Consider the following 25,483-nt stretch of genomic DNA (forward strand, 5'->3'; position numbering starts at 1 on the left):
CGGGGGCGTGGTGACTGACGGGCAGCGGACGACCTACGTCGTCGTCGACGGCGAGAACATCGACGCGACCCTGGGGGCCTCGATCCTCGAGGGCCGGCCCGGTCCGGAGCAGCGCCCCCGCTGGGAGCGTCTGCTCAACTTCGCCCGCACCACCTTCCAGCAGCCCGCCAAGGGCCTGTTCTTCCTCAACGCCTCCAGCGGGCACCTGCCGATGTCGTTCGTGCAGGCGCTGCTGGCCCTGGGCTACCAGCCGATCCCGCTGGCCGGGGGTCCGGGGGAGAAGGTCGTCGACATCGGCATCCAGCGCACCCTGGACGCCCTGGTCGACCGCGACGGCGACGTGCTGCTGGGCTCGCACGACGTCGACTTCCTCCCGCAGGTCGACCGGCTGCTGACCGGTGACCGGCTCGTGGGGCTCGTCGGGTTCCGGGAGTTCGTGAACTCCCAGTACGCCGGCCTGGCCGAGCGCGGGCTGAAGGTCTACGACCTCGAGGACGACGTCCGCGCGTTCAACGTCGTGCTCCCGCGCGTGCGGATCATCCCGCTGGCCGAGTTCGACCCGACGCGCTACCTCTGACGGTCTCCAGGGTGTCGGCCTCGGCGGCGCTCTTGTCGTCGCGGTAGCGCACGACGCGCGCGAACCGCAGCGCGATCCCGCCGGGGTAGCGGGGGGAGCGCTGCACGCCGTCGAAGGCGATCTCGACGACCTGCTCGGGGCGGACGTGGACGACGTGCCCGTCCTCGCCCGCCGGCCCGACCTGCAGTTCCCGGAACCGTCGGGTCTGCCACGCCAGCACCTCGTCGGTCATGCCCTTGAACGTCTTGCCCAGCATGACGAAACCACCCGTCTCCGGGTCGCGGGCGCCCAGGTGGATGGTCGACAGCCACGACGAGCGGCGCCCGGACCCGCGTTCGACGGCCAGCACGACGAGGTCGAGCGTGTGGACGGGTTTCACCTTCACCCACGCCCCGCCGCGCCGGCCCGCCGCGTAGGGCGAGGCGAGGTCCTTGACGACGACGCCCTCGTGCCCGGCGGCCACCGCCCCCCGGGCGAACTCCGCCGCGGCGCCGGCGTCGGCGGTGACCAGGCGTGCGACGCGGTGCCCTCGCGGCACGAGGGCGTCCAGCACCTCCAGGCGCTCGCGCAGCGGCACGTCGAGCAGGTCCCGGCCGCCGGCGTGCAGCACGTCGAAGAAGAACGGGGCCACCGCGCCCCCGCCCGTCCCGCTCGCCCGCGCCGTGCGGGAGGCCGTGTCCTGGAACGGCGCCGGCCGCCCGTCCCCGTCGAGGGTGAGCACCTCCCCGTCCAGCACGACGTCCCCGCCCGGCAGCGCCGCGACGACCTCCACGACCTCGGGCAGCCGGGCGGTGACGTCCTCCAGCGTGCGGGTCGCGACGGTGACCGCGCCCCCGCGCCGGTGCACCTGCACCCGGATCCCGTCGAGCTTGGTGTCCACGGCCACGGTGCCCCCGCCCAGCGCGGTCAGGGCCCCGGGCACCGTCGTGGCGCTGGAGGCCAGCATCGGCAGCAGCGGACGCCCGACCTGCAGCCCGAAGCCGGCCAGCTCCTGCGCCCCGCCGTGCAGCGCCGCCACGACCGCCGCCACCGTGGAACCGGCGAGCATCGCCGCGCGCCGCACGTCCGCGGCCGGGACGCCCGCCACGGCCGCGGCCGCGTCCTGCACGAGCGCGTCCAGCGCGCCCTGGCGCACCTCCCCGGTCACCACCGCGCGCAGCCAGCGCTGCTCGGGGGCGGTGGCGCGGGCGAGCAGGTCGGCGACCGCGGCCTCCCGGCGCCCCTTCGACCCGGGCCCGGCCAGGGCGGCGATCGCCTCGAACCGGGCGTGGACGTCGTCCACCCGCAGGGAGGGCACGTCGGCCGCCGGGGGTGCGGTCGCCATCGACCGCCACCCCAGCCCCGTCCGCCGCTGCGGCAGCCTCCCCGCGAGGTAGCCGGCCACGACCCCCGTCAGCTCGACCCCGGCGGGGTCCCCGGGGTCGCCCGGGTCGAGGCGGCGCAGCAGGTCGGCGATCTCGGCGACCTTGCGCGTGCGGGCCCGGGTCGCGGCCACGGCGGCGGAGGTGGTGACGACGTCGGCGAGGAGCACCCGGCCATCCTGCCCATCCCCACCCGCGAGCGCCCCCGGTGTGCCAGGGTGGGCGGGTGCGGTGGCGCCGGGACGAGAGGGCTCATCAGAGCAGCTCCGGGGTTCCCCCGGGGACGGCACGTCACCTCCGGCACGACACCGCAGGACGCTCCGTGCGCTGCGCGCACCCGACGTCCCGCACGGCAGGACAGGTCGTCCGGCGTCACCGCACCCGTGCCTGACCGCCGCGGCGAACCCGCCGACCCCGTCGCCGCGGCGCTCGCGGCGGCGTTCCTCGACGGTCCCTGGACGGTGGCCGAGCTCGACCGGCGCGGCCGGTGGGCCGTGGGCCGCCCCCGCGCGCGGTGGGTCCGGATCCTCACCGACCAGGTGCTCGAACGGTTCCCGCGACCCCCGGTCGACGAACCCCGGGCCCTGCGGGCGTTCGTCGCGCGCTCCACCCCGTACGGGAGGGCCCGCGCGGCCGCCGAGCGCGCGGGCGAACCCCTGCAGGTGGCCCACCTCGTCACGGCGACCACGGCGATGGGCCGCAACCGGTGGGGAGCACCCGCCCTGGACACCGTCGCCGACCTCGCCGCGTTCCTCGACCTCGCCGAGGCCCACCTGGACTGGTTCGCCGACGTGCGCCGCCTCCAGGTCCGCGCCCCCGCCGGGCCGCTGCACCACTACTCCTCGCGCTGGAGCGCCAAACGGGGCGCCCCGCGGTTGCTGGAGGCGCCCCTGCCGCGGCTGAAGGCGGTGCAGCGCACGGTGCTGCACCGGGTGCTGGCCCGGTTCCCGGTGCACGAGGCCGCGCACGGTTTCGTCCCGGGGCGCTCGCCGCTGACGGGCGCCGCCCAGCACGTGCGGGCCCGGACCGTCGTCCGCTTCGACCTGGAGGGGTTCTTCACCGCCGTCCCGGCCGGGCGGGTGTTCGGGGTGTTCCGCCAGGGCGGGTACCCCGAACCCGTCGCGCACGTGCTGACGGGGCTGCTCACCCACGTCACCCCGCTCACCGTCCTGCGCGCGATGCCGGCCGGCGGGTCGGGGGACGAGCGGTACCGGCTGCGCCGCAACCTGTCCCGCGCCCACCTGCCGCAGGGCGCGCCGACGTCACCGGCGCTGGCGAACCTCGTCGCGCTCGGGCTGGACCGGCGCCTGGCCGGCTGGGCGCGGGCGGCGGGCCTGACGTACACCCGCTACGCCGACGACCTGACGTTCTCCTGCGCCGACGGTCTCGACCCGCGCCGGCTGCAGCGGGCGGTAGCGGCGATCGCCGCCGACGAGGGGTTCGCGCTCAACCCCGCCAAGACGCGGGTGCGCGGGGCCGGGGCGCGCCAGCTCGTCACCGGGCTGGTCGTCAACGAGCACCCGAACGTGCCGCGGGAGGAGTTCGACCGGCTCAAGGCCGTGCTGCACCACTGCGTGCGGCACGGCCCGGACGGTCAGGACCGCGAGGGTCACCCGGACTTCCGCGCCCACCTGCTCGGCCGCATCGCCCGGGTGGAGGCCGTCAACCCCGCGAAGGGGCGGCGGCTGCGGGAGCGCTTCGACGCGATCGCCTGGTGAGCAGGCCCTGGCGCAGCAGCCAGCGCTCGAAGACGATCGTGCCGAACGGCGGCACGCCCGCCGCGAGGCCGACCACGAGGGTCTTGAACGTCCAGCGCATCGTGCGGGCCGCCCACACCGTCGAGAGCAGGTAGACGACGAACCCGATGCCGTGGACCATCCCCACGACGGGGACGCCGCCCTCGTGCGGGGCCTGGACGACCCACTTGAGGAACATCGCGATGAGCAGCGCGGTCCACGAGATCGCCTCGAACGTGGCGATGACGCGGAACCAGCGGGCGGCGAGCAGCCCGGACGTCATGGGGTCCTCCTGGAGACGGGGTCTGCCCCGAGTCTGACGGGCCGCCGTGGGCACCGGTGCCGGGACGGGTGTGGGATCGCTCACCCACCGGCCCGGGCCGCGGGCGTCGGCGGGGTCAGCGGGGGTGCGCCCGTTCCTCGGCGATGCGGTGCGGCACGCGCAGCAGGCGGATCGCGGTGACCAGGACGAGACCGCCGATGAGGTTGCCCAGCACCGCCCAGGCGGTCAGCGCGGCCCAGTCGGCGTACCCGAAGGGCGCCCCGACGTGCAGGGCGGCGAACATCAGCAGGGAGTCCAGGACGCTGTGCAGCAGTTGCGCCCCGGCCAGCAGCGCCCCGAACAGGACGGCCGGGACGATCTTGACGCCCATGCTCTCGGTGGCGTGCTGCATGCGCGTCATGAGGGTGATGACCGCCCCGGCCAGCACCGCCAGGGCCAGGGACTCCAGGTTCACGCCGAGGTCGACGAAGTGCTCGGCCGAGCTGACGGCGGTGGGGGCCAGGTCGGGCAGGGCGGTGACGATGATCCAGGTGATGACCCACCCGGCGATCAGGTTGGTCGCCAGCGTGACCCCCCACAGCCGCAGCAGTTGCAGCACCGTCCCGCGCCGGGCGACGGCCGCGGTGACCGGGACGAGGAAGTTCTCGGTGAACAGTTCGCTGCGGGCCATCACCAGGGCGACGAAACCCACCGAGAACGCCAGTCCCGCGAGGAGGTCGTCACCGGTCTCGTGCTTGACGACGAGGTAGGCCAGCAGGCCGGTCCCGATGTCGATCCCGCCGAGCAGCCCCACGCTGACCAGGGGGAGCAGCGGACGCCGCAGCCGGTCCTCGCCCTCGTTGACGAGGCGGTCGAAGGCGTCCTCCACCTCGTGCTCGGGCTCGTCGGGCCGGTCCGCCGCGCCGGGCAGGTCTGAGCTCGTCTGGTCCACACGACGACTGTCGGGCTGCGGCGGCCCCACCGCCACCGGTGGTGGTGGCGGTGGTGGCGGTGGCGGTGGCCTCAGCCGGCCAGTACCCCATCCCCGGCGGCCCGGCCGCTGCGGCGCACGAACCCCGGCACGTCGGCCGCGGCCATCGCGGTGCCGAACAGGTGGCCCTGCGCCCGCTGCACCCCCAGCGCGCGCAGCGGGGCGACCTGCTCGGCGCGTTCGACGCCCTCGGCGAGGATCTCCATGTCCAGCGCCCGGCACAGCGCGGTGATGCCCTCCAGCAGCGAGGTGTCCCCACCGGTGGCGAGCGTGGTCAGCGAGCGGTCCAGCTTCACCGTCGAGACGGGGAACCGGCGCACGTACGACAGCGACGTGTAGCCGATCCCGAAGTCGTCCAGGTCGAGGTGGAACCCCGCGGCGACGACCTCGCGCAGCGAGGCGGCGATGCACGGGTCGTCGGGCAGTTCCTCGTGCTCGGTGATCTCCAGGTGCACCCGGGACGGCTCGATCCCGTGCCGGGCGGCCAGGTCGCCGATCCAGCGGCCCATGCCCTGCCGGTGCAGGCTGCCGATCCCCAGGTTCACGGCCAGGTGCAGGCCCCCGACCCCCGCCGCGTCCCAGCCGGCGAGGTCGCGCAGCGCGCGGGTGGTGACGTGCTCGTCGAGGCGGGCGCCCAGCCCGGCCGCCTCGGCGTGGGCGAGGAACTGGTCGGGGGTCAGGAGCCCGGCGCGCGGGTGCTGCCAGCGGACGAGGGCCTCGACGCCGACGATGCGCGGGGCGGCGTCGGGCACCAGGTCCACGACCGGCTGGTGCACGACGAGGAGTTCACCCACGTCCTCGCGCCGACCGCCCTGCAGCAGCAGCGACCGCAGCTCCTGCTGCACGGTCAGGGCGCCGAGGACCTTCTCGCGCAGCTGCGGGCGGTAGACCTGCGCGCGGCCCTTGCCCGCCTGCTTCGCCGCGTACATCGCCACGTCCGCGTCGACCAGCGCGGTCTCGAAGGTCCCGTCCGCGCCCAGCGGCGCGATGCCGATGCTGGCGCTGACCCGGTAGGGCAGGGCGTCGAACTCGAAGGGGGCGTCGAGGGCCTCCAGCAGCAGGTCGGCCGGCCCCTCCTCCCGGTCCGGGCCGGTGTGCACGACCACGATGAACTCGTCGCCGCCGGTGCGGGAGACGACACCGTGCTGCCCCACGGCCCGCCGCAGCCGGCCGGAGACCTCGACCAGCAGCGCGTCACCCACGGCGTGCCCGCGGGTGTCGTTGATCTGCTTGAAGTCGTCGAGGTCGACCAGGCACAGGTGCAGGTCCCGGTCCGGCAGCCGTCGCTGCAGCCCCTCCACGGCCCGGGGCAGCCCGCGGCGGTTGACGAGGTCGGTGAGCGGGTCGCGTTCGGCGCTGCGCTCGGCCCGCCGCACCGACAGCGCCGCCCAGCCGACACCGGCGCAGGCCAGCACGTAGCCGCTGGGGGCGACGACCTGGACGGCCACGTCGGGCAGGACGTGGACCGCGCCCAGCACCCACAGCAGCGGCACGGTGCAGAACACCGGGAGCACGCTCAGCAGCCGCTGGCCGTCCCCGCGCAGGGTGCCACCGGCGCAGGCGGTCCCGAACAGGCGCATGCTCGGGTGCAGCGCCGCCGCGGCCAGCAGCACCATCGCCAGGGTCTGCACCCCCTGCAGCAGGTGCCGGCCGCTGCCGAGCAGGTCCGCGCGCGCCGTGACGAGCGCGGCGATCGCCAGCAGGGCCCCGGCCGCCAGCAGGACCAGGACCGTCGCGGGGGCCATCGCGGTGCGGGTCGCGAGGATCCGCAGCAGCACGATGGCCAGCACGATGTCCGCGGCGGCCCCCACGAGCACCGCGGGGTCCTCGCCCACCCCGGTGTGGCGCAGCATGCCGAGCACCTGCGCGACGACGAGGGCACCGGCCGCGGCGGTCAGGACGACGTCGGGCCACGTGCGCCGCCCCGGGTCCCCGGCGCGGCGCAGGGTGCGCACCACGAAGGGGACCAGGGCCAGGGCGACGACCTGCACGACCACGACGCTCCAGCGCGCCCACGGCCCGACCGGCCCGCCCACGAGGGCACCGGCGGGGGCGAGCACCCCCGCGGCCAGCAGGGCCAGGACCGCCACCCACGCCTGCGGCAGCACCGGCCGGTGCCGGCGCACGCCGACGGCCGCCAGCGCCAGGGCGCCCGCAGTGGCGGCCAGACCGGCGCTCGCGCCCACCGGGCCGCCCACCCCCGGCACCGCCACGAGCACGCCGAGGACGGCGAGCAGCCCCAGCGCCGCGACGTCCCGCCTGCCCATGACCCTCCCGGTGCCTCGTGCTCCCGCGCGCGGGAGACCCCGCTGTCTGTGCTTCGACGCGACCGGGCGTGGACTCATTCGCCCGATCAGGGGGACGGGTACCTGGAACAGGGGTGAGCCGGCGACGGTTGGCGACGGCATGAGCGTGATCAGTCTGTGGGGCGGCGGCCCGTGGCAGGACCCGTCGAGGTCGGCCGAGGCCAGGGAGGTGGCCGCGGAGGTCGAGGAACTGGGCTACCACCGGCTGTGGTTCTCCGGCGGGTTCGAGCCCGGTGTCCTGCCCGCCTTCGGGGAGCTCCTCGGCGCGACCAGCACGCTCGGGGTCGCCAGCGGCATCGTCAGCATCTGGACCGCCACCCCCGACCAGTCCGCCGAGGCCTTCGCGCGCTTCGAGGCCGAGCACCCGGGGCGTTTCCTGCTCGGGCTGGGGAACTCCCACGCCCCCGCCGTCGAGGGCGGTGGGCAGCGGTACGACAAGCCGTACACCCGCACGGTCGAGTACCTCGACGCGCTGGGCGACCGCATCCCGGCGCAGCGGCTCGTCCTGGCTGCCCTCGGGCCGAGGATGCTGGATCTGGCCCGCGACCGGACGGCCGGGGCGCACCCCTACTTCGTGACGGTCGAGCACACCGTCGCCGCCCGGCAGGCGCTGGGGGAGGGGTCGTGGCTGGCCCCGGAGGCCGCCGTCGTGCTCGAGGAGGACCCCGCCACCGCCCGGGCCACCGCCCGCGAGCACCTGGCGACCTACCTCGCGCTGCCGAACTACACGAACAACCTGCGCCGCCACGGCTGGGGCGAGGAGGACCTGCTGCACGGCGGCAGCGACCGCCTCGTCGACGAGCTCGTGGCCTGGGGGTCGCTGGAGCAGGTCGTCGCCGGGGTGCACCGGCACGTCGAGGCCGGCGCCGACGAGGTGGCGCTGCAGGTGCTGGGGGGCCGGGGGGAGTTCCCGCGCCGGCAGTTCCGCGAGCTCGCGGGGGCGTTGCTGGCGTAGTCCCGCCGGTGGGCCCGGGCGTCGGTGGGTCCGGGCTCAGTCGTGCGTGCCGCTCTCGTGCCCGGAGTGGCCGACGGGTTCGAGCTGGAACGTCGCGTGCTGCACGGCGACGGGGAAGTGCTCGGCCAGGCACGCCTGCAGGGAGTCCAGGATCTCCGGGGCGTGCCCGTCGAGGAAGCACGAGTCGTCCAGGACGACGTGCGCCGACAGGACCGGCAGCCCGGAGGTGATCTGGCTGGCGTGCAGGTCGTGGACGGCGTGCACGTGGGGCAGTTCGAGCAGGTGGCGGCGGACGTCGTCCAGGTCGAGGCCGGGCGGGGCCGACTCCAGCAGGACCGACGTCGTCTCCCGCAGCAGCTTCACCGTGCGGGGCACGATGAGCACGCCGATGAGCAGCGAGACCACGGCGTCGGCGCGGGTCCACCCCGTGAGGGCGATGACCCCGGCCGCGACGAGCACGGCGATCGAGCCGAGGCCGTCGTTGACCACCTCCAGGACCGCGGCGCGGACGTTGACGTTCGCCTCCCCGCTGCCGCGCAGCAGGAGCCACAGCGCGACGACGTTGCCGGCCAGGCCGACGGCGCCGAAGGCGACCATCGCACCGGAGTGCACCTCGGGGGGCTCGGCCAGCCGCCGCACCCCCTCGACGAGCACGAAGACGCCGACGGCGAGCAGGGCCGCGGCCTGCAGCGTGGCGGCCAGCACCTCGGCGCGCCGGTAGCCCCACGTCCGCTGCGCCGAGGCCGGGCGGGCGGCGAGGTTGGCCGCGATGAGGGCGATCGTCAGCCCCGCCACGTCGGTGAGCATGTGCCCGGCGTCGGCCAGCAGGGCCAGGGAGCCGGAGACCAGGGCGCCCACGGCCTCGGCGACGAGGACGGTGGCGGTGACCGCCAGCGCCGCCGTCAGCCGGCGGCGGTTCTGCGCGAGCTCGGCGCCCCCGTGGCCGTGCCCGTGCCCGTGGCTCACCGGGCCCCCTTCCCGGTGGGGACGTGACCGTCGGCGACGGCGAGCACCACGCCGAGCAGGTCGCCGAGGGCGTGGCTGAGCCGGGCGTCGGCGATCTCGTAGCGCACGCGCCGGCCCTCGGGCACCGAGACGACCAGGCCGCAGTCGCGCAGGCACGCCAGGTGGTTGGACAGCGACTGCCGCGAGACGCCGAGGAGGTCGGCCAGTTCGGCGGGGTACCCCGGTGCCTCGCGCAGCGCGAGCAGCAGCCGGGTCCGCGTCGCGTCGGACAGGGCGTGGCCGAAGCGGGCCAGGACCTCGGCGTGGCCCGCGGCGTGACGGTCGGTGCGGGGGTCGGTGCGGGGGTCGGTGGTCGTGGCGGTCACCCCACGACAGTACATCGAGAAGTTGATGGTCGTGGCCCCCGGCCACGGCGCGGTGGCGGGTAGCGTTCCGCGGGTGCGCACCCACGACGACGACGCGGACGGTGTTCCGGTCCGCGTCTACCGCCCCGACACCGGGCTCCACCACGAACCCCGGGCCGGTCTCGTCTGGGCCCACGGCGGGGGTTTCGTCGCCGGCGACCTCGACATGCCCGAGTCCGACGCCGTCGCCCGGCGGTTGCAGGACGACGGCGTCCTCGTCGTCGCGGTCGACTACCGGCGGGCCGGGCCGGGCACGACCTACCCCGCCCCCTCCGACGACGTCCTGACGGCGTGGCGGTGGGGCCGGGAGTTCTGCCGCAGCGAAGGGGTTGCGGCCGAGCGCGTCCAGCTCGGCGGTGCCAGCGCCGGGGGGAACCTCGCGGCGGGGGCGGTGCTGCGCCTGCTCGCGGGGGAGGGCGAGGTCCCGGCCGCGGTGTTCCTGGCCTACCCCACGCTGCACGCCGTGCCGCCGGCCGCCTCGCCCGTCGCGCAGGCCGCGGTCGAGACGTTGCCGCCGGACCAGCGGTGGTCGGCGGCCGACGTCGCCGCGATGTACGAGGGGTTCCTCGGGGGGCCGGTGCAGACCGCCCCCGCCCCGGCGGTCCCCGGCACCGCCGACCTCGCGGGTTTCCCGCCCACCCTCGTCCTCACGAGCGAGGCCGACGGGTTGCGGGGGTCGGCCGAGGAGTTCGTCCGGCGGCTGGTGCTGGCGGGGTCGCCCGTGGTGTCGGTGTGCGAACCGGGGACGGTGCACGGCCACCTCAACACCCCGGACGCGCGGTTCGACGCGAGCCTGCGCCGGGTCGTGCGGTGGCTGGTGTCGGCGCAGGAGCTCACGGCCTGAGCCGGCGCGGCCGGTCGTCCTAGGATCGACCGGACCCACCCGTCCCGAGCAGACCGCAGGAGTGCGCGATGACCGACCCCCGGCGCCCGGCCGACCTCGCCGACCTGGCCCGCGCGCTGCAGCGGCGCAGCAGCCCGCAGGAGGTCATGGACACCGTCGTGGAGGCCGCCGTCGCGCTCGTGCCGGGGGCCGAGCACGGCTCCATCAGCCTCGTCACCGGCCGGCGCGGGGTCTTCTCCGCGGCCGTCAGCAGCCAGGTCGCCCGCGACTTCGACGGCCTGCAGGAGGAGCTGGGCGAGGGCCCGTGCCTGGAGGCGATGTTCAGCGAGCCCGTCGTGCACACGTCGGACCTGACGGGGGAGAGCCGCTGGCCGCGCCTGTCGAAGACGGCGCCGGAGCGCCTGGGGGTCCGCAGCGTCCTGTGCTTCCAGCTCTTCGTGCACGAGGACACCACCCTCGGGGGGCTGAACCTGCTGTCCACCCGTCCCGACGCCTTCGACGAGGACGCCCCCGGCCTCGGGGAGGTGTTCGCCGCGCACGCCGCCTCCGCGCTGGCCGCCGCGCAGGAGCTGAGCCAGATCAAGCGGGCGCTGGCCAGCCGGGACGTCATCGGCCAGGCCAAGGGGATGCTCATGGAGCGCTACGCGATGGGGTCCGAGCAGGCGTTCGCGCTGCTCGCCCGGCTGAGCCAGGACGAGAACGTCAAGCTGCACGACCTCGCCGAGCGGCTGGTGACGACCCGGACGCTGTGACCGGGCCGGGTGTCCCGCGCCCGGCCACCGGTGGGCCGGGCGCGGGACACCGGGTCAGCGCCCGCCGGTGAGCGCCCCGCGCACCGACGGCCAGCCCTGCAGCGCCGCCGCGACGTCCTCGCGCCGCTCGTCGGCCAGGGCACGGGCGTAGGCGCGTTCCAGGACGTCGTCGAGGTGCACCCGCGCCCCGGACGCGGCGGACTCCACCGCGGCCTCGACCATCGCCAGGCTCAGGACGTTGTCGTGGACCATGCCCGAGAACGCCGTCCCCCGGGTGAGGAACGCGACGAACGCGGCCAGCGACCCGGCGATCTCCTGACCGGGGTCGTCCGCCGGCGCCACCCCGTCCTCGGTGCCGGGGGCGTCGAGCACGGGGGGCTCGTCGCCGTTCCAGACGGCCGAGCCGTTCGCGCCGGACAACCGCCACGACCCGTTCCAGGACGTCTCCACGCCCGGCGCGCACCAGGACCCGGTGAACGTGTACCGGGCACCGGAGGACATCTCGAACACCGCGGCGGCCGAGGCGTCCCCGGAGTACCAGGACCACGGCGGGTTGAACGACTCGCAGTAGACCGAGACCGGTTCGGCGTCCAGCAGGTACCGGGCCAGGTCGAACTGGTGGATGGCCATGTCCACCAGCAGCGGCTGGGCCATCTCCTCGCGGAACCCGCCGAAGTGCGGGGCCTTGAAGAACTCCGTCGACAACGACCCCAGGTCGCCCAGGACGGCGGCCTGGGCGCGGAACTCCTCCACGTGCCGGTTGTACCGGCGCGACTGGGAGACGCAGAACGGCTGGCCGCTGACCTCGGAGGCGGCGGTGAGGGACAGCGCCTGCGCGACGGTGGAGGCGACCGGTTTCTCCCCCAGCACGGGGAACCCGGCGAACAGCGCCGCGGTCGTCACGGGGTGGTGGGCCTGCGGCACCGTGACGTTGACGACGGCGTCGGCGCCCACGCGCCGGGCGACCTCGACCACGTCCTGCCCCACGGGCACGTCCGCCGCGGCCCCGCCCTCGACCTCGGCCAGCGCCGCGCGGGCCACGTCCAGGTCCAGGTCCACGACGCCGGCCAGTTCGGCCTCGGGGTCGCGCAGGATGGTGCCCAGCCACGCCCGGCCCATCCCACCGGCCCCCACGAGCACGAGGCGGGTCACTGCTGCGCCTCCTGCTTGTCCGGGTCCAGCGCGCCCTCGTAGCCGTGACCGTTGTAGAAGTCCTCGGTGTCGTAGCGCAGCAGGACGGGGGCGGTGCGCTCGGGGCGGACGGTGACGGCCCACTCGACGGCGTTGGAGATCACCTTGCGGACGCCGGAGTGGAAGTAGGTGGGGAAGTCCTGGTCCCCGGGGCGGAAGTAGAAGATCTTCCCGAAACCGCGCTTGAAGGTGCAGCCGGAGCGGAACACCTCCCCGCCGGAGAAGCTGGAGATGAACACCAGCTCGTCGGGGGTGGGGATGTCGAAGAACTCCCCGTACATCTCGTCCTCCTCGATCACCATCGGGTGCGGGACACCCTGGGCGATCGGGTGGGTCGGGTCCACCGTCCACAACAGCTCGCGGTCGTGCTCCGAGCGCCAGCGCAGCGTGCACGAGGTGCCCATGAGGCGGGTGAAGACCTTCGACCAGTGGCCCGAGTGCAGGACGATGAGCCCCATCCCGGCCAGGACGTGCCGCTGCACGCGCTCGACGACCTCGTCGGACACCTCGTCGTGGGCCGCGTGGCCCCACCAGGTGAGGACGTCGGTGCCGCGCAGGACCTCCTCGGTCAGGCCGTGCTCGGGGTCGTCCAGGGTGGCGGTGCGGACGGTGACGGCCTCGCCGAGGTTGGCCTCGATGCCCTCGGCGACGGCTCCGTGCATCCCGGTCGGGTAGCGCTCGGCGACGGCGGGTTCGAGCTGCTCGTGGCGGTTCTCGCCCCACACGGTGACGTTGATCATGGTTCTTCCCTTCTGGGGGTTCACTTGACCGCCCCGCCGGTGGCCCCGGCGGCGACGTACTTCTGAGCGGCGACCAGCAGGACGATCGCCGGGAGGGAGGCCAGCACCGCGGTGGCCATGACGGAGCTCCAGTCGTTGACGTAGGCCCCGATGTAGTTGTAGATCCCCAGCGTCACCGGACGGACCTCCTCGGTCGTCGTCAGGGTCAACGCGAAGAGGAAGTCGCTCCAGGTGAACAGGAACGTGAACAGGCCCGCGGTGATGATCGCGTTGCGGCTGACCGGCACGACGATCGAGAAGAAGGCCCGCACCGGTCCTGCGCCGTCGACGAGCGCCGCCTCGACGATCGACGTCGGCAGGGACTCCATGAGGGCCCGGCAGATGAGGATGGCGAACGGGATCCCGGACGTGGAGTCGGCGAGGATCAGGCCGGGGATGGAGTTCAGCAGCCCGAGGTCGGCGTAGGCGCTGTACAGGGCGTTGGCGATGACGATCCCGGGGATCATCTGGCTGATGAGCACCGCGAACAGGACGACGTTCGCCCAGCGCAGGTCGAACTTCGCCAGCACGTAGGCGGCCGGGACGGCGACGAGCAGGCTCACCACGACGCTGCCGAGGGCGACGACCAGGCTCGTGACGAGGTTCGGGCCCTGCTCGGACAGGGCGGTGCGGTAACCGGCCAGGTCGGGGTTCAGCGGGAGCCAGCCGGTGTCCAGCGTGGCGCCACCGGGTTGCAGGGACGCGTTGACCATCCAGTACACCGGGAACAGCAGGACGGCCACGATGAGCAGTCCGAGGGCGGTGTTGAGCCAGGGGCGGCGGACGTCGGTCATGTCGGACCTCCTCAGTCCTCGACGGAGCGACGGTTCGCTCGCAGGTAGACGACGGCGAACACGAGCGAGATGACGATGAGGATGTTGCTCACCGCGGCGCCCTGCCCGAAGTCGAAGCTCTGGAAGGACAACTGGTAGGACTGCGTCGTCAGCGTCTGGGTCGCGTTGGCCGGCCCGGCGTTCGTCAGCCCCAGGATGATGTCGAGCACCTTCAGGGTGTAGACGACCCCCAGGACGAGCGTGACGCTGACCACCGGGCGCAGCAGCGGCCAGGTGATGTGCCGGAACGCCCGCCACCCGGTCGCACCGTCCAGCGCACCGGCCTCGTACAGGTCAGCGGGGATCCCCTGCAGCCCGCCGTGCAGGATGACCGCGTTGAAGGGGATGCCGATCCAGACGTTGACCGCGATGACCGAGACGAGCGCCAGGGAGGTGCTGGTCAGCCACGGGACACCGCTGTCGATGAGGCCGGTGCCGAGCAGGAAGCGGTTCAGCGCCCCGGCGTCGGTGTCCAGCAGCCAGCGCCAGACGGCGCTGGAGACGATGAGCGGGATGAGCCAGGGCAGCAGGATCAGCGACCGCAGGAACCCCGACAGCGGGAACTTCCGGCGGAAGAACACGGCCAGGGCCATGCCGAGGACGAACTGCCCGAGGATGGAGCCGGCCGTGAACAGGAAGGTGTTCAGCAGCGCCTTGCCGAACAGGGCGCTGCTCACGACCTCGGCGTAGTTGGAGAACCCCACCCAGGGCGCCTCGCCGGTGAAGAAGGTGGCGATGTCGTACTGCTGGAACCCCATGACGACGTTCTTGACCACGGGGTAGCCGAAGAACAGGACCAGGTAGGCGACGGCCGGGCCCAGGAACAGGGCGGCGGCCCACCGGTTCCCGCGCCGGCTGGGGGAGTCGGTGCGGTCCTGGGTCCGGGGGGTGCGTTCGGTCGTGGTGGAACTCATCGGTAGTCCTCCGCTTCCGCCAGCGCCTCGCGCGGGGTGGCCTGCCCGGACAGCGAGAGCTGCACGGCCGTGTAGATCGACTTCGCCGCCGCGGGCCAGTCGGCACCGAGTTCGGCGGTGCGGGCGCGCGCGTCGACGATGAGGTCGGTGAACGTCTCCATCTCGGGACGGCGCTGCAGGTACTCCGAGCGCAGCGCCGGTTTGCCGGGCACGGTGTACCGCTGCTCACCCATCGACAGCTGGCTCTCGTCGGACAGGAAGGCGGTCAGCACGTCGGCGGCCTTGCGCTGCTTGGCGGTGTCGCCGGTGTCCGGCACGGTCCACACCTCCCCGCCCAGAGGGGCGACGACCGTCTGCGTGGCCGGGTCGCGGACGGGGAGGTCGACGATGCCGTAGTCCAGCCCCTCGATCGAGGTGATCTCCGGCAACTGCCACGGCCCGTTGACCATCATGGCCGCCCGGCCCGAGATGAACTGGTCCTTGACGTCGGCCTGGGTCCAGTTCAGCACCGACCGGGAGGCGTGCCCCTGCTCGACGAGGTCGGTGAGCAGGCCGAGCGCCTGGGCGGCCTCGGGGGTGTCGAGGTCGCGCTCGTCCCCGCCGTTGCTCCAGAAGAACGGCAGGTACTGCCAGGTGTTCTCGTAGGTGGCGTTGGCGCAGAAGGCGAACCCGTACCGGCCCCCGGTCGTCAGGGCCGCCGCGGCCGACCGGAGCTCCTCCCAGCTGGTGGGGGGCGCCACCCCGGCGGCGTCGAGGGCCCGGCGGTCGTAGAACAGGGCGATGGTGTTCACGGTCGGGGCCAGGCCGTACACCTCGCCGTCGTGGGTGCAGGCGTCCAGGACGCCGCGGGCGTAGTCCTCGGTGGGGATCCCCAGCGGCCCGAACGCCGTCAGCGCCGTCGTGGAGGCGATCTGCTGCAGGTCGGGGTTGTCGAGCATGAGGATGTCCGGGAGGGTCCCCGAGGAGCCCTGCTGCAGGACCCGCTGGACCAGCGAGCCCCCCGAGACGCTCACGCGTTCCAGGCGCACGCCGACCGAGCGCGCGGCGGCGTCCAGGGCCTCGCCGATGATCCGGTGGTCGGGGTCGTTGGAGTAGCTGTCCAGCACCCGCAGCACGTCCGGGTCGGAGCTGACGCCGGAGCCGCCGCAGGCGGCCAGGGCGAGCGGAGCGGTGAGGCCGGCGGTGGTCAGGGCTCTGCGGGACAGGGTCCTGGAGGGGGGCACGGTCGCATCCCTTCGTCGTCGATGCGCATCGATTGACTCGGTGACCCGTCGACACTCCTCGTCGTTCGGGGGCCGCACGCCCGGGCGACGCTGCCGTCGTGGGCCTGTCGATGCGTATCACCACGGTAGCCGACGAGTCGCGTACGACAAATCGGGGCCTGGTGCCCCGCGGGTGTCCGGCGCCGGTGGGCGGCGCGGTGGCTCAGTCGACGACGTCGAAGATCGTGATGAGCTGGGTGACCTGCAGCAGGTACAGCACCTGCGGCGCGGGCTTGACCAGCGTCACGCGGTGGGGGGCCACGGCCCGGGTGAGCCGGACGAGGAACGAGGCCCCGGTGGACTCCAGGAACGTGACCGCGGACAGGTCCACCCGCACGGGCAGACCGGCCGCCCCGGCGTGGGTGGTCAGGTCGTCGAGCACCGTCCCGAGGGCCGCGTCGACCTCACCGTGCAGGGTGACGACGGTGAGCCCGGCCTCGTGGTCGACCTCGAGGTGACCACCGTCGGTCGCCTCGTCGGGGCCCTGGTCGCGCTCGGAAGTGCTCACGCTGGTCCTTCGCTTCGTCGTCCGCCCCAGTCTGGAGCGGTTTCACGGGGAGAGTAGGTCACGTCGGCTCGTCGTCACAGGGGTCGGCGTCACAGGGGTCGTGCTCCGTGCCGGTCGGTCCGGTGCCCGCCTCGCTGCGGGACCGGTTCGGGATCTCGCCGGCCCAGGCGGCACCACACCGTCTTGGCCGGGGCCGACTCCCCGTCCGCCCCGACCGGGTCGTGGTGGCGCACACCCCAGTCCCGGCTGAGCAGCTCGACCAGGTGCACGCCCCGGCCCCCGAGGTCGGCCGGGTCGGCGACGGTCGTCACGGGTGGGGAGGGGTCACCGTCGCTGACGGACAGCAGGACCCCGTCGGTCTCGACGCACTCCACCTGCAGCAGGACCGGAGGACCGGCGTGCCGGACCGCGTTGGTGACCAGCTCGGTGAACAGCAGCTTGGCCTGGTCCAGGTGCGCGCTGGAGTGCTGGTGGCACCAGTGCTCCTCCAGGAAGTGCCGCGCCAGCCTGCCCGACGACAGGTCGACCGGGACGACCAGGGTCGAGGCGGGGGTGGGGACGCACACGGACTCATGGTGGGGGCAGGGGGCCTTTCCCGCGCGTCGACGGTGCCGAGGGTGTCCCCACCGTCCCGGGACCGTTTCCGGGCAACGGTTCCGCGGTTCCCCGCCCCGATTCTCCCGGCTCGCGGTGGACGCGCCGACGTGGTGCGCTGCCCCCCGCACCGTCCGCACCTCCGTGCGGGATGACCTGTGGAGAAGACCTCGTGGATGCAGAACGCGCTGGGGTTCCCGACGACGTGCTCGCCCGGCGCGCCGCCCTGGGCGACCGCGACGCGTTCGCCGGCATCGTGGAGCGTCACGGCCCGTCCCTGCTGCGCTGCGCCGGGAACCTCCTGCACGGCCCGGACCAGGCCGAGGACTGCGTCCAGGACGTCTTCCTCGCCGCCTGGCGCGGACTGCCGTCCTTCCGCGGGGACTCCTCCCTGCGCACCTGGTTGTTCACCCTCACCCGGCACGCGGCCTTCGCCCGCCTGCGCCGGTGGCCGGCGGCCGGCAGCCGGCCCTTCATCCCGGTGGAGGAGGTGCAGGACCGCCTGCGCGACCTGCGGGAGGACCCCGAGCGGTCCAGCGTGGAGAGCGCCCTGCGGCAGGCCCTCGAACTCGCCCTGCAGCTCCTGCCGCCCCGGCAGCGGACCGCGTGGTTGCTGCGCGAGGTCGAGGGACTGAGCTACGAGGAGGTCGCCTCCGTGCTCGGCACCACGACGACCGCCGTCCGGGGGCTGCTGGAACGGTCCCGGACGACCCTGGCCACGACCCTGGAGGACTGGCGGTGACCGCGATCCCGGACCCCTCCCGCGGGGACCAGGTGCTGGCCCGGGCGACCGAGGCCCTGCGCCGGCACACCCCCACGGGCTGGCGGGTGGTCCGCGCCCACCTCCTGGAGCTGGTGCGCCGGACCCACCGCCCCTCCGTCCCCGTCCGCGGCCGGCACGGGCGGGGGGAGTTCGTCGTGTCCGGCGGCGTCCTGACCACCCGGGTCCGCCAGGCCGTCGAGCGCACCCCGGCGGCCGAGGTCACCGCCGTCCGCTGCGTCACCGGCGCCGACGACCACCTCGCCCTGGTCACCGTCGAGACCGGGGTCCACCACGGCGCCCACATCCCCACGACGGCCGCGGCCGTCCGGGTCGCGGTCACCGCGGCGGTCCGCGACGTGGTCGGCGAGGACCGGGGGGTGCGCGTCCACGTCCACGTCGTCGACGTCATCGACGGCGCGGGCGGCGCGGTCGGCGCGGTCGGCGCGGGCGGCGTGGACGGACCGCAACCCCCGCGCTGATGCGGCGGGGCGGTGGGCCCCGGCGGTCAGCGCAGCTTCGAGGGCAGCAGGCCCTTGGCGACCTGGGAGGCCTTCTGCTGCTCACCCTGCTGGGCCGTGAGCACCAGGAGCGTCCCGGTCAGCGCCGGGATCGTCCACTGCAGCACCTTGAGCTTCTTCATCGACGCGGCGACGTCCTGCGGGGTGTCGGCGTTCGGGTCGACGCCGGAGTTCGCCGGGGCCTTGGAGTCCTTGCCGAGCCGGGCGCCCTCCAGGCCCGACCACGCCGTGACGCCCATGGCGGCCAGCGTCAGGACGGTCTTGACGGCGCTGTTGCCGCGCGGTCCGGACTGGGCCACGACCCGGCCGCGGTTGGCGGTGAGCAGCCCGACCGCCCCGACCGAGTGCACCGCCAGGGCGGCCGCGTTGACCGGTGCCCACCGGGCCCAGCCGGCGGCGGCGACGTGCGTGCGGTCGGAGGGGTCGCCCACGGCCGCGGAGGCCCCGTTGAGGCCGACCGCCCCGAAGAGCGAACCGCCGAACCACGCGGCGAGCCCGATGTCGTGCAGCGAACGGATGACGGTCTGACGTTCTCCCACGGTGTCCTGCTCCTCCTCGGTGGTCGCCGCACGCGGGCCCGAGGCCCCCGCGCGGAACCGGTGCGTCACCGGCAGCCCTCCCCTACCCCGTCCACTCGTCGGCAACCGCACGGTTGGGAAGGCCCGCAGCGGGCAGGAAGACCGCGGCGGAGGTCGCAGCACCCCCGCCCGCGAGACCGCGCAGACACCGAAGAACGGAAGGACACCATGCCTCGCAACGGCTTCAACCCCGAGGACCTCTACGACGTGGTCGTCACCGGCGACGACGGTGACAAGATCGGCAAGGTCGAGCAGGTCTACCTCGACAACCGCACCGGCGAGCCGGAGTGGGTCTCGGTCAAGACCGGGTTCTTCGGTTCCAACCTGTCCCTCATCCCCCTCGCCGAGGCGCAGGTGGGCGGCGGGGCCCTGTCCGTGCCCTTCGGCAAGTCCATGGTCAAGGACGCCCCGCACCACGACCCGGGGGCCGAGCTCAGCGAGTCCGACGAGGACGAGCTGTACCGGTACTACGGCCTGGAGACCGGTGGCACGACGCGGACCGACACCCACGTGGACACCCACGCGGACACCCGCGCGACCGGCGAGACCGCGCAGCGCGCGACCGCGGGCCACGACACCTCCGGCCCCACGACCGACGACGCCATGACGCGCTCGAAGGAGGAGCTGCGGGTCGGCTCGGAGACGGTGGAGCGAGGCCGGGCCCGGCTGCGCAAGCACGTCACCAGCGAGAACGTCTCCCGCACCGTCCCCGTCTCGCACGAGGAGGTCCGCGTCACGCGCGAACCGATCACGGAGGAGAACCGGGGGGCGGCCCTGTCCGGGGGCGACCTCACCGAGGAGGAGCACGAGGTCGTCCTCACCGAGGAGCGGGCCGTCGCCGAGAAGGAGACCGTCCCGGTCGAGCGGGTCCGCCTCGACACCGAGACCGTCCAGGGCCAGGAGACCGTGCAGGCCGAGCTGCGCGAGGAGCAGATCGACCTCGACGCCGACCAGGGCGTCGAGCAGGGCACCGCGCGCGGGACGGACCGCTCCTGAGCCAGCACCCCGAGGACGTCCCGGCCGACGGGACCACCCCCGAGGTGGTCCTGTCGGCCGAGGCGCTGCGCACGCGCACGGTGCGGGTGGCGCACGAACGGGTGCGCATCAGCAAGCGGATCGTGGAGACCACGCGCACCGTCGAGGTGCCCGTGCGCGTCGAGCAGCTCGTCCTCACCCACGAACCCCTCGAACCCCTCGAACCCCTCGAACCCGGCGAGACCGGTCCCGGGACCGTCCCCGCCGGGCCGGCCGGGGAGATCGTCCTCGTGCTCCACGAGGAGGTCCCCCAGGTGAGCCTGCGGGTCGAGCCGGTGGAGGTCGTGCGCATCGGGGTCGTGACGCGCACCGGGGAAGCCGTCGTCGAGACCACCGTGCGCACCGAGCAGGCCGAGGTCGACGAACTCCCGTCCCCCGGGACGTGACCGCCCGCGGGAACCGACCGCCCCCGGGCACGTTCAGCAGGAGTGGACGCACTCGGGGTGCTCGCGCGCAGGGTGCGGGACAGGGACGGCGGCACGCTCGACCGGCCCCTGGCCGGGGGCGGCTCCTTCCCGCTGACCTGGGTCCGTTCCGGTCCGGCGCAGGACGCCCCGGTCCTGTTCGTCCCGGGCGGCCCGGGCATGGCCTCGGTGCTGCCGTACGCGCGGTTGCGCGCCACGGCCGCCGCTCACGGCGTCGGTGCGGTGATGGTCGAGCACCGCGGCGTCGGGCTGTCCCGCCACGACGGGGCCGGGCAGGACCTGGACCCGGCCGAGGTGACGGTGCAGGCCGCCGCCGACGACCTGGCCGCCGTCCTGGACCACCTGGGCATCGAACGGGTCGTCGTCCACGGCAGTTCCTACGGCACCTACGTGGCGCAGGTGTTCGGCGTGCGGCACCCGCACCGCGTCGCCGCCATGGTGCTGGACTCACCCCTGCTGTCCGTCGCCGACGACCTCGCGGCCGTCCGTGCGCACCGGCGGGGCCTGCTGTGGGAGGCCGACACCGAGCTGGCGGCGGCGGTGCGCTCGGCGGCGGCGGCCGAACCGGACACGGTCGCCGCGGTGGCCCCGACCGTCTACGAGTTCGCCGGACCCGCCGCGCTCCTGCGCCTGCTGCACGCCCACCGCGACGGACGGCTCGGCCCGCTGTGGCGCCGGCTCAGCCGCCTCGCCGACGGGGGGCTCGACGGCCGCGGTGTGCGGCACGTCACCGAACCCGACCTCGTGGCCGGGATCGCCTTCGGCCAGCTCGGTTTCGGGTTGCCGCCCGACGGCGGCCCGCTGGACCCGCAGGTGGCCTTCGCGCGCGTCGCCGGGGACCGGCCCCCCTACCGGGGCGAACCGTACGACCTGCCCGCGCTGCTGCCGGGGTTCACCTGGCCGACCGTCGTCGTCTCCGGGGACCGGGACCTGCGGACCCCCCGGCCGGTCGCCGAGCGCCTGGCCCGGCTCCTGCCCCACGGTGTGCTGCTCGACCTGCCCGGCCTCGGGCACAGCGCGATGGACACCCACCAGCGGGCCGCCGTGCTCGTCGCCGCCGCCGTCCGGGCCGGGGCCGCGGACCGCCTGCCGGCGCTCGCCGGCCGCCTCGCGGCCCTGCCCCGGCAGGGGGCCTCGCGCTGGCTCGGTACGGCCGTGCGGGCGGCGGTCCGCCTCGGCGGGTAGGGATCGGCGCGGGCCCCGGTCCTCACTCCCCGTCGGCGAGCACGAACGGCCACACCGTCTCCGCCCCGGCCCGGCGGAGCTGGCGCGCGGCGACCGTCAGCGTCCAGCCGCTGCGGGTCCGGTCGTCCACGAGCAGCAGGTTGCGGCCGGCCACGAGGTCGGGGTCGGGCAGCTCGAACCGCCGCACGACCTGCGCGAGCCGGTGCGCGCTGTTGACGTCCGTGCGGGTCGGGGCGTCGTCGAGCAGGCGGAACGTCGTCACCAGCGGCAGCCCCGTGTACCGGGCCAGCCCGCCGGCCAGGTGGGACACGAGCTGCGGGCGCGAGGCCGAGCACATCGCCACGATCCCGTCCAGGCCCAGCCCGCGGGCCCAGTCGTCGAGCACCGCGGCCGCGGCGTGGCGCAGCGGGACGGGGGTCTCCTGGTCCCCGGACCCGGGGGCGAACAGCTCGCGCACGGCCCCGCCCCACCCGAGGTCGGTGGTGCGGGCCACGGCCCGGCCGACCCCGGGCTGCTCGGCCGGGGCGATCCGGCCCGTCAGGGCGACGTCGAGCCCCTTCATGCCGGTCGGCCACACCTTCTTGGGGGCCAGCGGGACCCCGGGCCGGTCCAGGTCCGTGCCCGCCTGCGCCACGGCCGCCTCGTCCACCTCGACCGGGACGGCGAAACCCCCGCAGTTGTCGCACCGCCCGCAGGGTTCGGCGTCCGCGTCGTCCAGGGCGCGGCGCAGGAACTCCAGCCGGCACCCGTCCGTGGTGACGTAGTCGACCATCGCCTGCTGCTCGACCTCGCGGGTCGTGCTCACCCGCGCGTACCGGTCGGCGTCGTAGGTCCACTCCTGCCCGGTGGCCTGCCACCCGCCGCGCACCCGCCGGACCGCGCCGTCGACGTCGAGGACCTTGAGCATCAGTTCCAGGCGGTTGCGCCGCAACGCCACCCGCGTCTCCAGGGCCTGCGTCGAGAGGGGTTCACCCGCGTCGGCCAGGACGCCCAGGGCCAGGCGCACGTCCTCCTCGGCCGGGAACCCGATCGAGGCGAAGTACCGCCAGATGTCCCGGTCCTCCGCGCCGGGCAGCAGCACCACCTCGGCGTTGTCGATGCCGCGCCCGGCGCGCCCGACCTGCTGGTAGTAGGCGATCGGGGAGCTCGGCGCCCCCAGGTGCACCACGAACCCCAGGTCGGGCTTGTCGAACCCCATGCCCAGCGCGCTCGTCGCGACCAGCACCTTGACCCGGTCGTGGACGAGGTCGTCCTCGGCCTGCAACCGCTCGCCCGCCTCCGTCTGCCCCGTGTAGGGCACGGCCTCGATGCCGTGCGCGCGCAGGTGCGCGGCGACGTCGGTGGCCGCCGAGACCGTCAGGACGTAGACGATCCCCGACCCGGGCAGTTCCGGCAGGTGCTGCACCAGCCACGCGAGCCGGTGGGCGTGCGAGGGCATCCGCACGACGGCCAGCCGCAGCGACTCCCGGTCCAGGGAGCCCCGCAGCACCAGGACGTCCTCCAGCGTGCGCCGGCCCGTCACCGACAACTGCTCGGCGACGTCGGCCGTCACCCGCTCGTTCGCCGTCGCCGTCGTGGCCAGGACGGGGATGCCGTCGGGCAGGTCGGCCAGCAGCGTCCGGATGCGGCGGTAGTCCGGGCGGAAGTCGTGGCCCCAGTCCGAGACGCAGTGCGCCTCGTCCACCACGAGCAGCCCCGTCGTGGCGGCCAGCGGGGGCAGCACCTCGTCGCGGAACCCGGGGTTGTTGAGCCGTTCGGGGGAGACGAGCAGGACGTCGACCGCGCCCGCGCGCACCTCCTCGTACACCCGGCCCCAGTCGTCGGCGTTCGTCGAGTTCACCGTCACGGCCCGCACCCCGGCCCGCTCGGCTGCGGCGATCTGGTTGCGCATCAACGCCAGCAGCGGGGAGACGATCACCGTCGGCCCCGATCCCCGCGCGCGCAGCAGCGCCGTCGCCACGAAGTACACCGCCGACTTGCCCCACCCCGTCCGCTGCACGACCAGGGCCCGTCGCCGGTCGGCCACCAGCGCCTCGATCGCCGTCCACTGGTCCTCGCGCAGCGCGGCGGCCGGGTCCCCGACCAGACGGCGCAGGACCTCCTCGGCCTCGGCGCGCAGCTCGGCGCGGACGTCGCGGCCGGTGTCGGGGCCGGTGTCGAGGCCGGTGTCGGGGCCAGGAGCGGTGGTGGGTGCTTCGGCGGGCATGCCCCGGATGCTGCCACCGCCCTCGGACACGGCGGGACGGCAGACTCCCCGCTGTGGACGAGACGATCGCGGCCCGCCTGCGCACCGAGCGCACCCTCTGGTGCTGCACCCTGCGCCCCGACGGCTCCCCGCACCTGACCCCGGTCTGGTTCGTGCACGACGCCGGGACGTTCTGGATCGGGACGGCGGCGCACAGCGTCAAGGTGCGCAACGTCCGGGCCGACCCGCGCGTGAGCCTGGCCCTGCCCGACGGCGAGGCCCCCGTCGTGGCGGAGGGGGTCGCGCGCCTGCGCACGACCGGGTACCCCGACCCCGTCGTCGCCGCCTTCGCCGCGGGGTACGGCGGGTGGGACGTGCGGGACCCGCTCGGCGACGGCACCCCGGGGGCGCTGCTGGAGGTCGAGGTCCGGCGCTGGCTGATGGCCGGGGCAGCGCGCTGACCCGGCCGGCCCCGGCGTCCTCGGCGGGTTCGCGCCCGGGAGTGGTGCTTGACTGCCTCGGTGCGCTACGTCGTCATCGGAGCAGGAGCCATCGGCGGGACCCTGGGGGGCCGGCTGGGGCAGCACGGGCACGAGGTCGTCCTCGTGGCCCGCGGGGCGCACGCCGACCGGCTGCGGGACCGGGGGCTGCAGCTGCTGACCCCGGACGGGCCGGTCGAGCTGCACGCCCCGGTCGCCAACTCGCCCGCCGACGTGGAGCTGTCCGCCGACGACGTGCTCGTGCTGGCCGTGAAGGTGCAGGACGCGGCGGGTCTGCTGGCCGACTGGGCCGCCGCCCCCGTCGGGGACTCCACCGCCGGGCTGACCCTGCCCGTGGTCTGCGCGCAGAACGGCGTGGAGGGGGAGCGGCTGGCGCTGCGGTGGTTCCGCCGCGTGGTCGGGGCCTGCGTCTTCCTGCCGGCCAGCCACCTCGAACCCGGGGTGGTCGTCTCCGAGGGCACGCCCGTGTCCGGGGGGCTGGTCCTGGGCCGCTACCCGCACGGACGCGACGAGCTCGTGGAGCGCATCGCCGCCGACCTGGCCGCCTCCGGGTTCGCCACCGCCGTCAGCGACGACGTCATGGCGGCCAAGCGCGGCAAGCTGCTCGACAACAGCGGCAACGCCCTCGACGCGGTCTGCCGCCCGGGACCGGGGTGGGAGGAGCTGCGCGCGCGGGCCCGCGCCGAGGGCGAGGCCGTCCTGGCCGCGGCCGGGACGCCGGCGCTGGACCGGGAGCAGGCCCTCCCGCAGCTCGCCGAGCTCGGGTTCGGGACCGCCCCCGTCGCCGGGACCGAGCGCCCGGGGTCCTCCAGCTGGCAGAGCCTGCACCGCGGCGGGTCCATCGAGACCGACTGGCTCAACGGCGAGGTCGTCCACCTGGGCCGCCGGCACGGCGTCCCCACCCCGGTCAACGAGGTGCTGCAGCTGCTGGCCGCGACGTCGGTGCGCGAGGGGCTGGGACCGCGCGCGTTCGACGTGGCCGACGTCGGGGCGCACGTCGGGGCGCACGTTCGGGCGCACGTCGAGGGGCCCGCGGCGGTGGGCGCCGAGCGGGCCTGA

The 25,483-nt window shown here is 74.9% G+C and carries 27 protein-coding genes; 12 read left to right on the forward strand and 15 right to left on the reverse strand.

Translation table 11 applies throughout. The annotated features are described in order from the left end of the window. Positions 1-7: 7 nt before the first annotated feature. Positions 8-577 (forward strand): NYN domain-containing protein, encoded by a 570-nt coding sequence (locus tag AB2L27_RS08580; protein ID WP_370441061.1) that lies wholly within the window; start codon positions 8-10, stop codon positions 575-577. On the opposite strand, the gene AB2L27_RS08585 is transcribed toward AB2L27_RS08580, so the two are convergent. Further along, the gene (locus AB2L27_RS08585; RefSeq protein WP_370441062.1) at positions 537-2,108 is read right to left on the reverse strand and encodes an ATP-dependent DNA ligase; all 1,572 of its coding nucleotides are present in this window, start codon (positions 2,106-2,108) and stop codon (positions 537-539) included. The genes AB2L27_RS08580 and AB2L27_RS08585 overlap by 41 nt on opposite strands. Before the next feature lie 213 nt (positions 2,109-2,321). On the opposite strand from AB2L27_RS08585, the gene AB2L27_RS08590 reads away from it, so the two are divergent. Then, the gene (locus AB2L27_RS08590; RefSeq protein ID WP_370441063.1) at positions 2,322-3,656 is read left to right on the forward strand and encodes a reverse transcriptase family protein; all 1,335 of its coding nucleotides are present in this window, start codon (positions 2,322-2,324) and stop codon (positions 3,654-3,656) included. Here AB2L27_RS08590 and AB2L27_RS08595 read toward each other — a convergent pair. The 3 genes from AB2L27_RS08595 to AB2L27_RS08605 form a co-directional block, all read right to left on the reverse strand. Further along, complete coding sequence (locus tag AB2L27_RS08595) at positions 3,601-3,957, reverse strand: DUF3817 domain-containing protein (RefSeq protein ID WP_370441064.1); 357 nt, start codon at positions 3,955-3,957, stop codon at positions 3,601-3,603. The two genes, AB2L27_RS08590 and AB2L27_RS08595, sit on opposite strands and share 56 nt — an antisense overlap. Before the next feature lie 115 nt (positions 3,958-4,072). Then, positions 4,073-4,888, reverse strand: a complete 816-nt coding sequence (locus AB2L27_RS08600) for a formate/nitrite transporter family protein (protein WP_370441065.1) — start codon at positions 4,886-4,888, stop codon at positions 4,073-4,075. A gap of 71 nt (positions 4,889-4,959) precedes the next feature. Continuing rightward, positions 4,960-7,194, reverse strand: coding sequence for a putative bifunctional diguanylate cyclase/phosphodiesterase (locus AB2L27_RS08605; protein WP_370441066.1), 2,235 nt, complete (start codon positions 7,192-7,194; stop codon positions 4,960-4,962). A 139-nt stretch (positions 7,195-7,333) separates the two neighbouring features. Here AB2L27_RS08605 and AB2L27_RS08610 point away from each other — a divergent pair, with 139 nt between their 5' ends. Next, on the forward strand, positions 7,334-8,188 hold the full coding sequence (locus AB2L27_RS08610) for a TIGR03620 family F420-dependent LLM class oxidoreductase (RefSeq protein WP_370441067.1): 855 nt from the start codon (positions 7,334-7,336) through the stop codon (positions 8,186-8,188). 36 nt (positions 8,189-8,224) lie between these two features. Here AB2L27_RS08610 and AB2L27_RS08615 read toward each other — a convergent pair whose 3' ends face one another. Further along, positions 8,225-9,154 carry a cation diffusion facilitator family transporter gene (locus AB2L27_RS08615; protein ID WP_370441068.1) on the reverse strand — a complete coding sequence of 310 codons (930 nt, stop codon included), beginning with the start codon at positions 9,152-9,154 and terminating at the stop codon, positions 8,225-8,227. After that, positions 9,151-9,519: an ArsR/SmtB family transcription factor gene (locus AB2L27_RS08620; protein WP_370441069.1), complete on the reverse strand. Its 369-nt coding sequence runs from the start codon at positions 9,517-9,519 to the stop codon at positions 9,151-9,153. Before AB2L27_RS08620 ends, AB2L27_RS08615 begins: the two co-directional genes overlap by 4 nt. A gap of 73 nt (positions 9,520-9,592) precedes the next feature. Here AB2L27_RS08620 and AB2L27_RS08625 point away from each other — a divergent pair, with 73 nt between their 5' ends. Both AB2L27_RS08625 and AB2L27_RS08630 read left to right on the forward strand, forming a co-directional pair. Then, complete coding sequence (locus tag AB2L27_RS08625; RefSeq protein WP_370441070.1) at positions 9,593-10,402, forward strand: alpha/beta hydrolase fold domain-containing protein; 810 nt, start codon at positions 9,593-9,595, stop codon at positions 10,400-10,402. 68 nt (positions 10,403-10,470) lie between these two features. After that, positions 10,471-11,154: a GAF and ANTAR domain-containing protein gene (locus AB2L27_RS08630; RefSeq protein WP_370441071.1), complete on the forward strand. Its 684-nt coding sequence runs from the start codon at positions 10,471-10,473 to the stop codon at positions 11,152-11,154. Between the two features lie 54 nt (positions 11,155-11,208). Here the strand turns inward: AB2L27_RS08630 and AB2L27_RS08635 are convergent, their stop codons facing one another. The 7 genes from AB2L27_RS08635 to AB2L27_RS08665 form a co-directional block, all read right to left on the reverse strand. Continuing rightward, complete coding sequence (locus AB2L27_RS08635; protein WP_370441072.1) at positions 11,209-12,306, reverse strand: Gfo/Idh/MocA family protein; 1,098 nt, start codon at positions 12,304-12,306, stop codon at positions 11,209-11,211. Beyond that, positions 12,303-13,085, reverse strand: a complete 783-nt coding sequence (locus AB2L27_RS08640) for a ThuA domain-containing protein (RefSeq protein ID WP_370441073.1) — start codon at positions 13,083-13,085, stop codon at positions 12,303-12,305. Before AB2L27_RS08640 ends, AB2L27_RS08635 begins: the two co-directional genes overlap by 4 nt. Before the next feature lie 20 nt (positions 13,086-13,105). Continuing rightward, the gene (locus AB2L27_RS08645) at positions 13,106-13,918 is read right to left on the reverse strand and encodes a carbohydrate ABC transporter permease (protein ID WP_370441074.1); all 813 of its coding nucleotides are present in this window, start codon (positions 13,916-13,918) and stop codon (positions 13,106-13,108) included. An 11-nt stretch (positions 13,919-13,929) separates the two neighbouring features. Then, positions 13,930-14,871, reverse strand: a complete 942-nt coding sequence (locus tag AB2L27_RS08650; protein ID WP_370441075.1) for a carbohydrate ABC transporter permease — start codon at positions 14,869-14,871, stop codon at positions 13,930-13,932. Further along, positions 14,868-16,094: a sugar ABC transporter substrate-binding protein gene (locus tag AB2L27_RS08655; protein WP_370441076.1), complete on the reverse strand. Its 1,227-nt coding sequence runs from the start codon at positions 16,092-16,094 to the stop codon at positions 14,868-14,870. Before AB2L27_RS08655 ends, AB2L27_RS08650 begins: the two co-directional genes overlap by 4 nt. Before the next feature lie 202 nt (positions 16,095-16,296). After that, on the reverse strand, positions 16,297-16,641 hold the full coding sequence (locus tag AB2L27_RS08660; protein WP_370441077.1) for an STAS domain-containing protein: 345 nt from the start codon (positions 16,639-16,641) through the stop codon (positions 16,297-16,299). 89 nt (positions 16,642-16,730) lie between these two features. Then, on the reverse strand, positions 16,731-17,207 hold the full coding sequence (locus AB2L27_RS08665) for an ATP-binding protein (RefSeq protein WP_370441078.1): 477 nt from the start codon (positions 17,205-17,207) through the stop codon (positions 16,731-16,733). A gap of 200 nt (positions 17,208-17,407) precedes the next feature. On the opposite strand from AB2L27_RS08665, the gene AB2L27_RS08670 reads away from it, so the two are divergent. Both AB2L27_RS08670 and AB2L27_RS08675 read left to right on the forward strand, forming a co-directional pair. Further along, positions 17,408-17,977, forward strand: coding sequence for an RNA polymerase sigma factor (locus AB2L27_RS08670; protein ID WP_370441079.1), 570 nt, complete (start codon positions 17,408-17,410; stop codon positions 17,975-17,977). Next, positions 17,974-18,477 carry a hypothetical protein gene (locus AB2L27_RS08675; protein WP_370441080.1) on the forward strand — a complete coding sequence of 168 codons (504 nt, stop codon included), beginning with the start codon at positions 17,974-17,976 and terminating at the stop codon, positions 18,475-18,477. The genes AB2L27_RS08670 and AB2L27_RS08675 overlap by 4 nt, the downstream gene beginning before the upstream one ends. Before the next feature lie 26 nt (positions 18,478-18,503). Here the strand turns inward: AB2L27_RS08675 and AB2L27_RS08680 are convergent, their stop codons facing one another. Next, positions 18,504-19,055, reverse strand: coding sequence for a hypothetical protein (locus tag AB2L27_RS08680; RefSeq protein ID WP_370441081.1), 552 nt, complete (start codon positions 19,053-19,055; stop codon positions 18,504-18,506). Positions 19,056-19,262: 207 nt separating this feature from the next. On the opposite strand from AB2L27_RS08680, the gene AB2L27_RS08685 reads away from it, so the two are divergent. Genes AB2L27_RS08685 through AB2L27_RS08695 form a run of 3 tightly spaced genes read left to right on the forward strand, consistent with a single transcriptional unit; the run spans position 19,263 to position 21,739 of the window. Continuing rightward, on the forward strand, positions 19,263-20,090 hold the full coding sequence (locus tag AB2L27_RS08685) for a DUF2382 domain-containing protein (RefSeq protein ID WP_370441082.1): 828 nt from the start codon (positions 19,263-19,265) through the stop codon (positions 20,088-20,090). Between the two features lie 44 nt (positions 20,091-20,134). Next, on the forward strand, positions 20,135-20,515 hold the full coding sequence (locus tag AB2L27_RS08690) for a DUF2382 domain-containing protein (RefSeq protein ID WP_370441083.1): 381 nt from the start codon (positions 20,135-20,137) through the stop codon (positions 20,513-20,515). 42 nt (positions 20,516-20,557) lie between these two features. Then, positions 20,558-21,739 carry an alpha/beta fold hydrolase gene (locus AB2L27_RS08695; RefSeq protein WP_370441084.1) on the forward strand — a complete coding sequence of 394 codons (1,182 nt, stop codon included), beginning with the start codon at positions 20,558-20,560 and terminating at the stop codon, positions 21,737-21,739. Between the two features lie 22 nt (positions 21,740-21,761). Here AB2L27_RS08695 and AB2L27_RS08700 read toward each other — a convergent pair whose 3' ends face one another. Next, complete coding sequence (locus AB2L27_RS08700) at positions 21,762-23,945, reverse strand: RecQ family ATP-dependent DNA helicase (RefSeq protein ID WP_370441085.1); 2,184 nt, start codon at positions 23,943-23,945, stop codon at positions 21,762-21,764. 53 nt (positions 23,946-23,998) lie between these two features. Between AB2L27_RS08700 and AB2L27_RS08705 the strand changes: the two genes are divergently transcribed. After that, entirely contained in the window at positions 23,999-24,385 is a 387-nt protein-coding gene (locus AB2L27_RS08705) for a pyridoxamine 5'-phosphate oxidase family protein (RefSeq protein ID WP_370441086.1), read from the forward strand. Positions 24,386-24,433: 48 nt separating this feature from the next. Then, positions 24,434-25,483 (forward strand): ketopantoate reductase family protein, encoded by a 1,050-nt coding sequence (locus AB2L27_RS08710; protein WP_370441087.1) that lies wholly within the window; start codon positions 24,434-24,436, stop codon positions 25,481-25,483.

It is taken from the genome of Kineococcus halophytocola (genome assembly GCF_041276425.1).
GTDB classification, from domain to species: domain Bacteria; phylum Actinomycetota; class Actinomycetes; order Actinomycetales; family Kineococcaceae; genus Kineococcus; species Kineococcus halophytocola.

Excerpts from the sequence above, each read along its gene's own strand:
- AB2L27_RS08650 (WP_370441075.1), bottom strand. The coding sequence starts at position 14,871 with ATGAGTTCCACCACGACCGAACGCACCCCCCGGACCCAGGACCGCACC.
- AB2L27_RS08645 (WP_370441074.1), bottom strand. The coding sequence starts at position 13,918 with ATGACCGACGTCCGCCGCCCCTGGCTCAACACCGCCCTCGGACTGCTC.
- AB2L27_RS08610 (WP_370441067.1), top strand. The coding sequence starts at position 7,334 with ATGAGCGTGATCAGTCTGTGGGGCGGCGGCCCGTGGCAGGACCCGTCG.
- AB2L27_RS08700 (WP_370441085.1), bottom strand. The coding sequence starts at position 23,945 with ATGCCCGCCGAAGCACCCACCACCGCTCCTGGCCCCGACACCGGCCTC.
- AB2L27_RS08685 (WP_370441082.1), top strand. The coding sequence starts at position 19,263 with ATGCCTCGCAACGGCTTCAACCCCGAGGACCTCTACGACGTGGTCGTC.
- AB2L27_RS08605 (WP_370441066.1), bottom strand. The coding sequence starts at position 7,194 with ATGGGCAGGCGGGACGTCGCGGCGCTGGGGCTGCTCGCCGTCCTCGGC.
- AB2L27_RS08640 (WP_370441073.1), bottom strand. The coding sequence starts at position 13,085 with ATGATCAACGTCACCGTGTGGGGCGAGAACCGCCACGAGCAGCTCGAA.
- AB2L27_RS08595 (WP_370441064.1), bottom strand. The coding sequence starts at position 3,957 with ATGACGTCCGGGCTGCTCGCCGCCCGCTGGTTCCGCGTCATCGCCACG.
- AB2L27_RS08630 (WP_370441071.1), top strand. The coding sequence starts at position 10,471 with ATGACCGACCCCCGGCGCCCGGCCGACCTCGCCGACCTGGCCCGCGCG.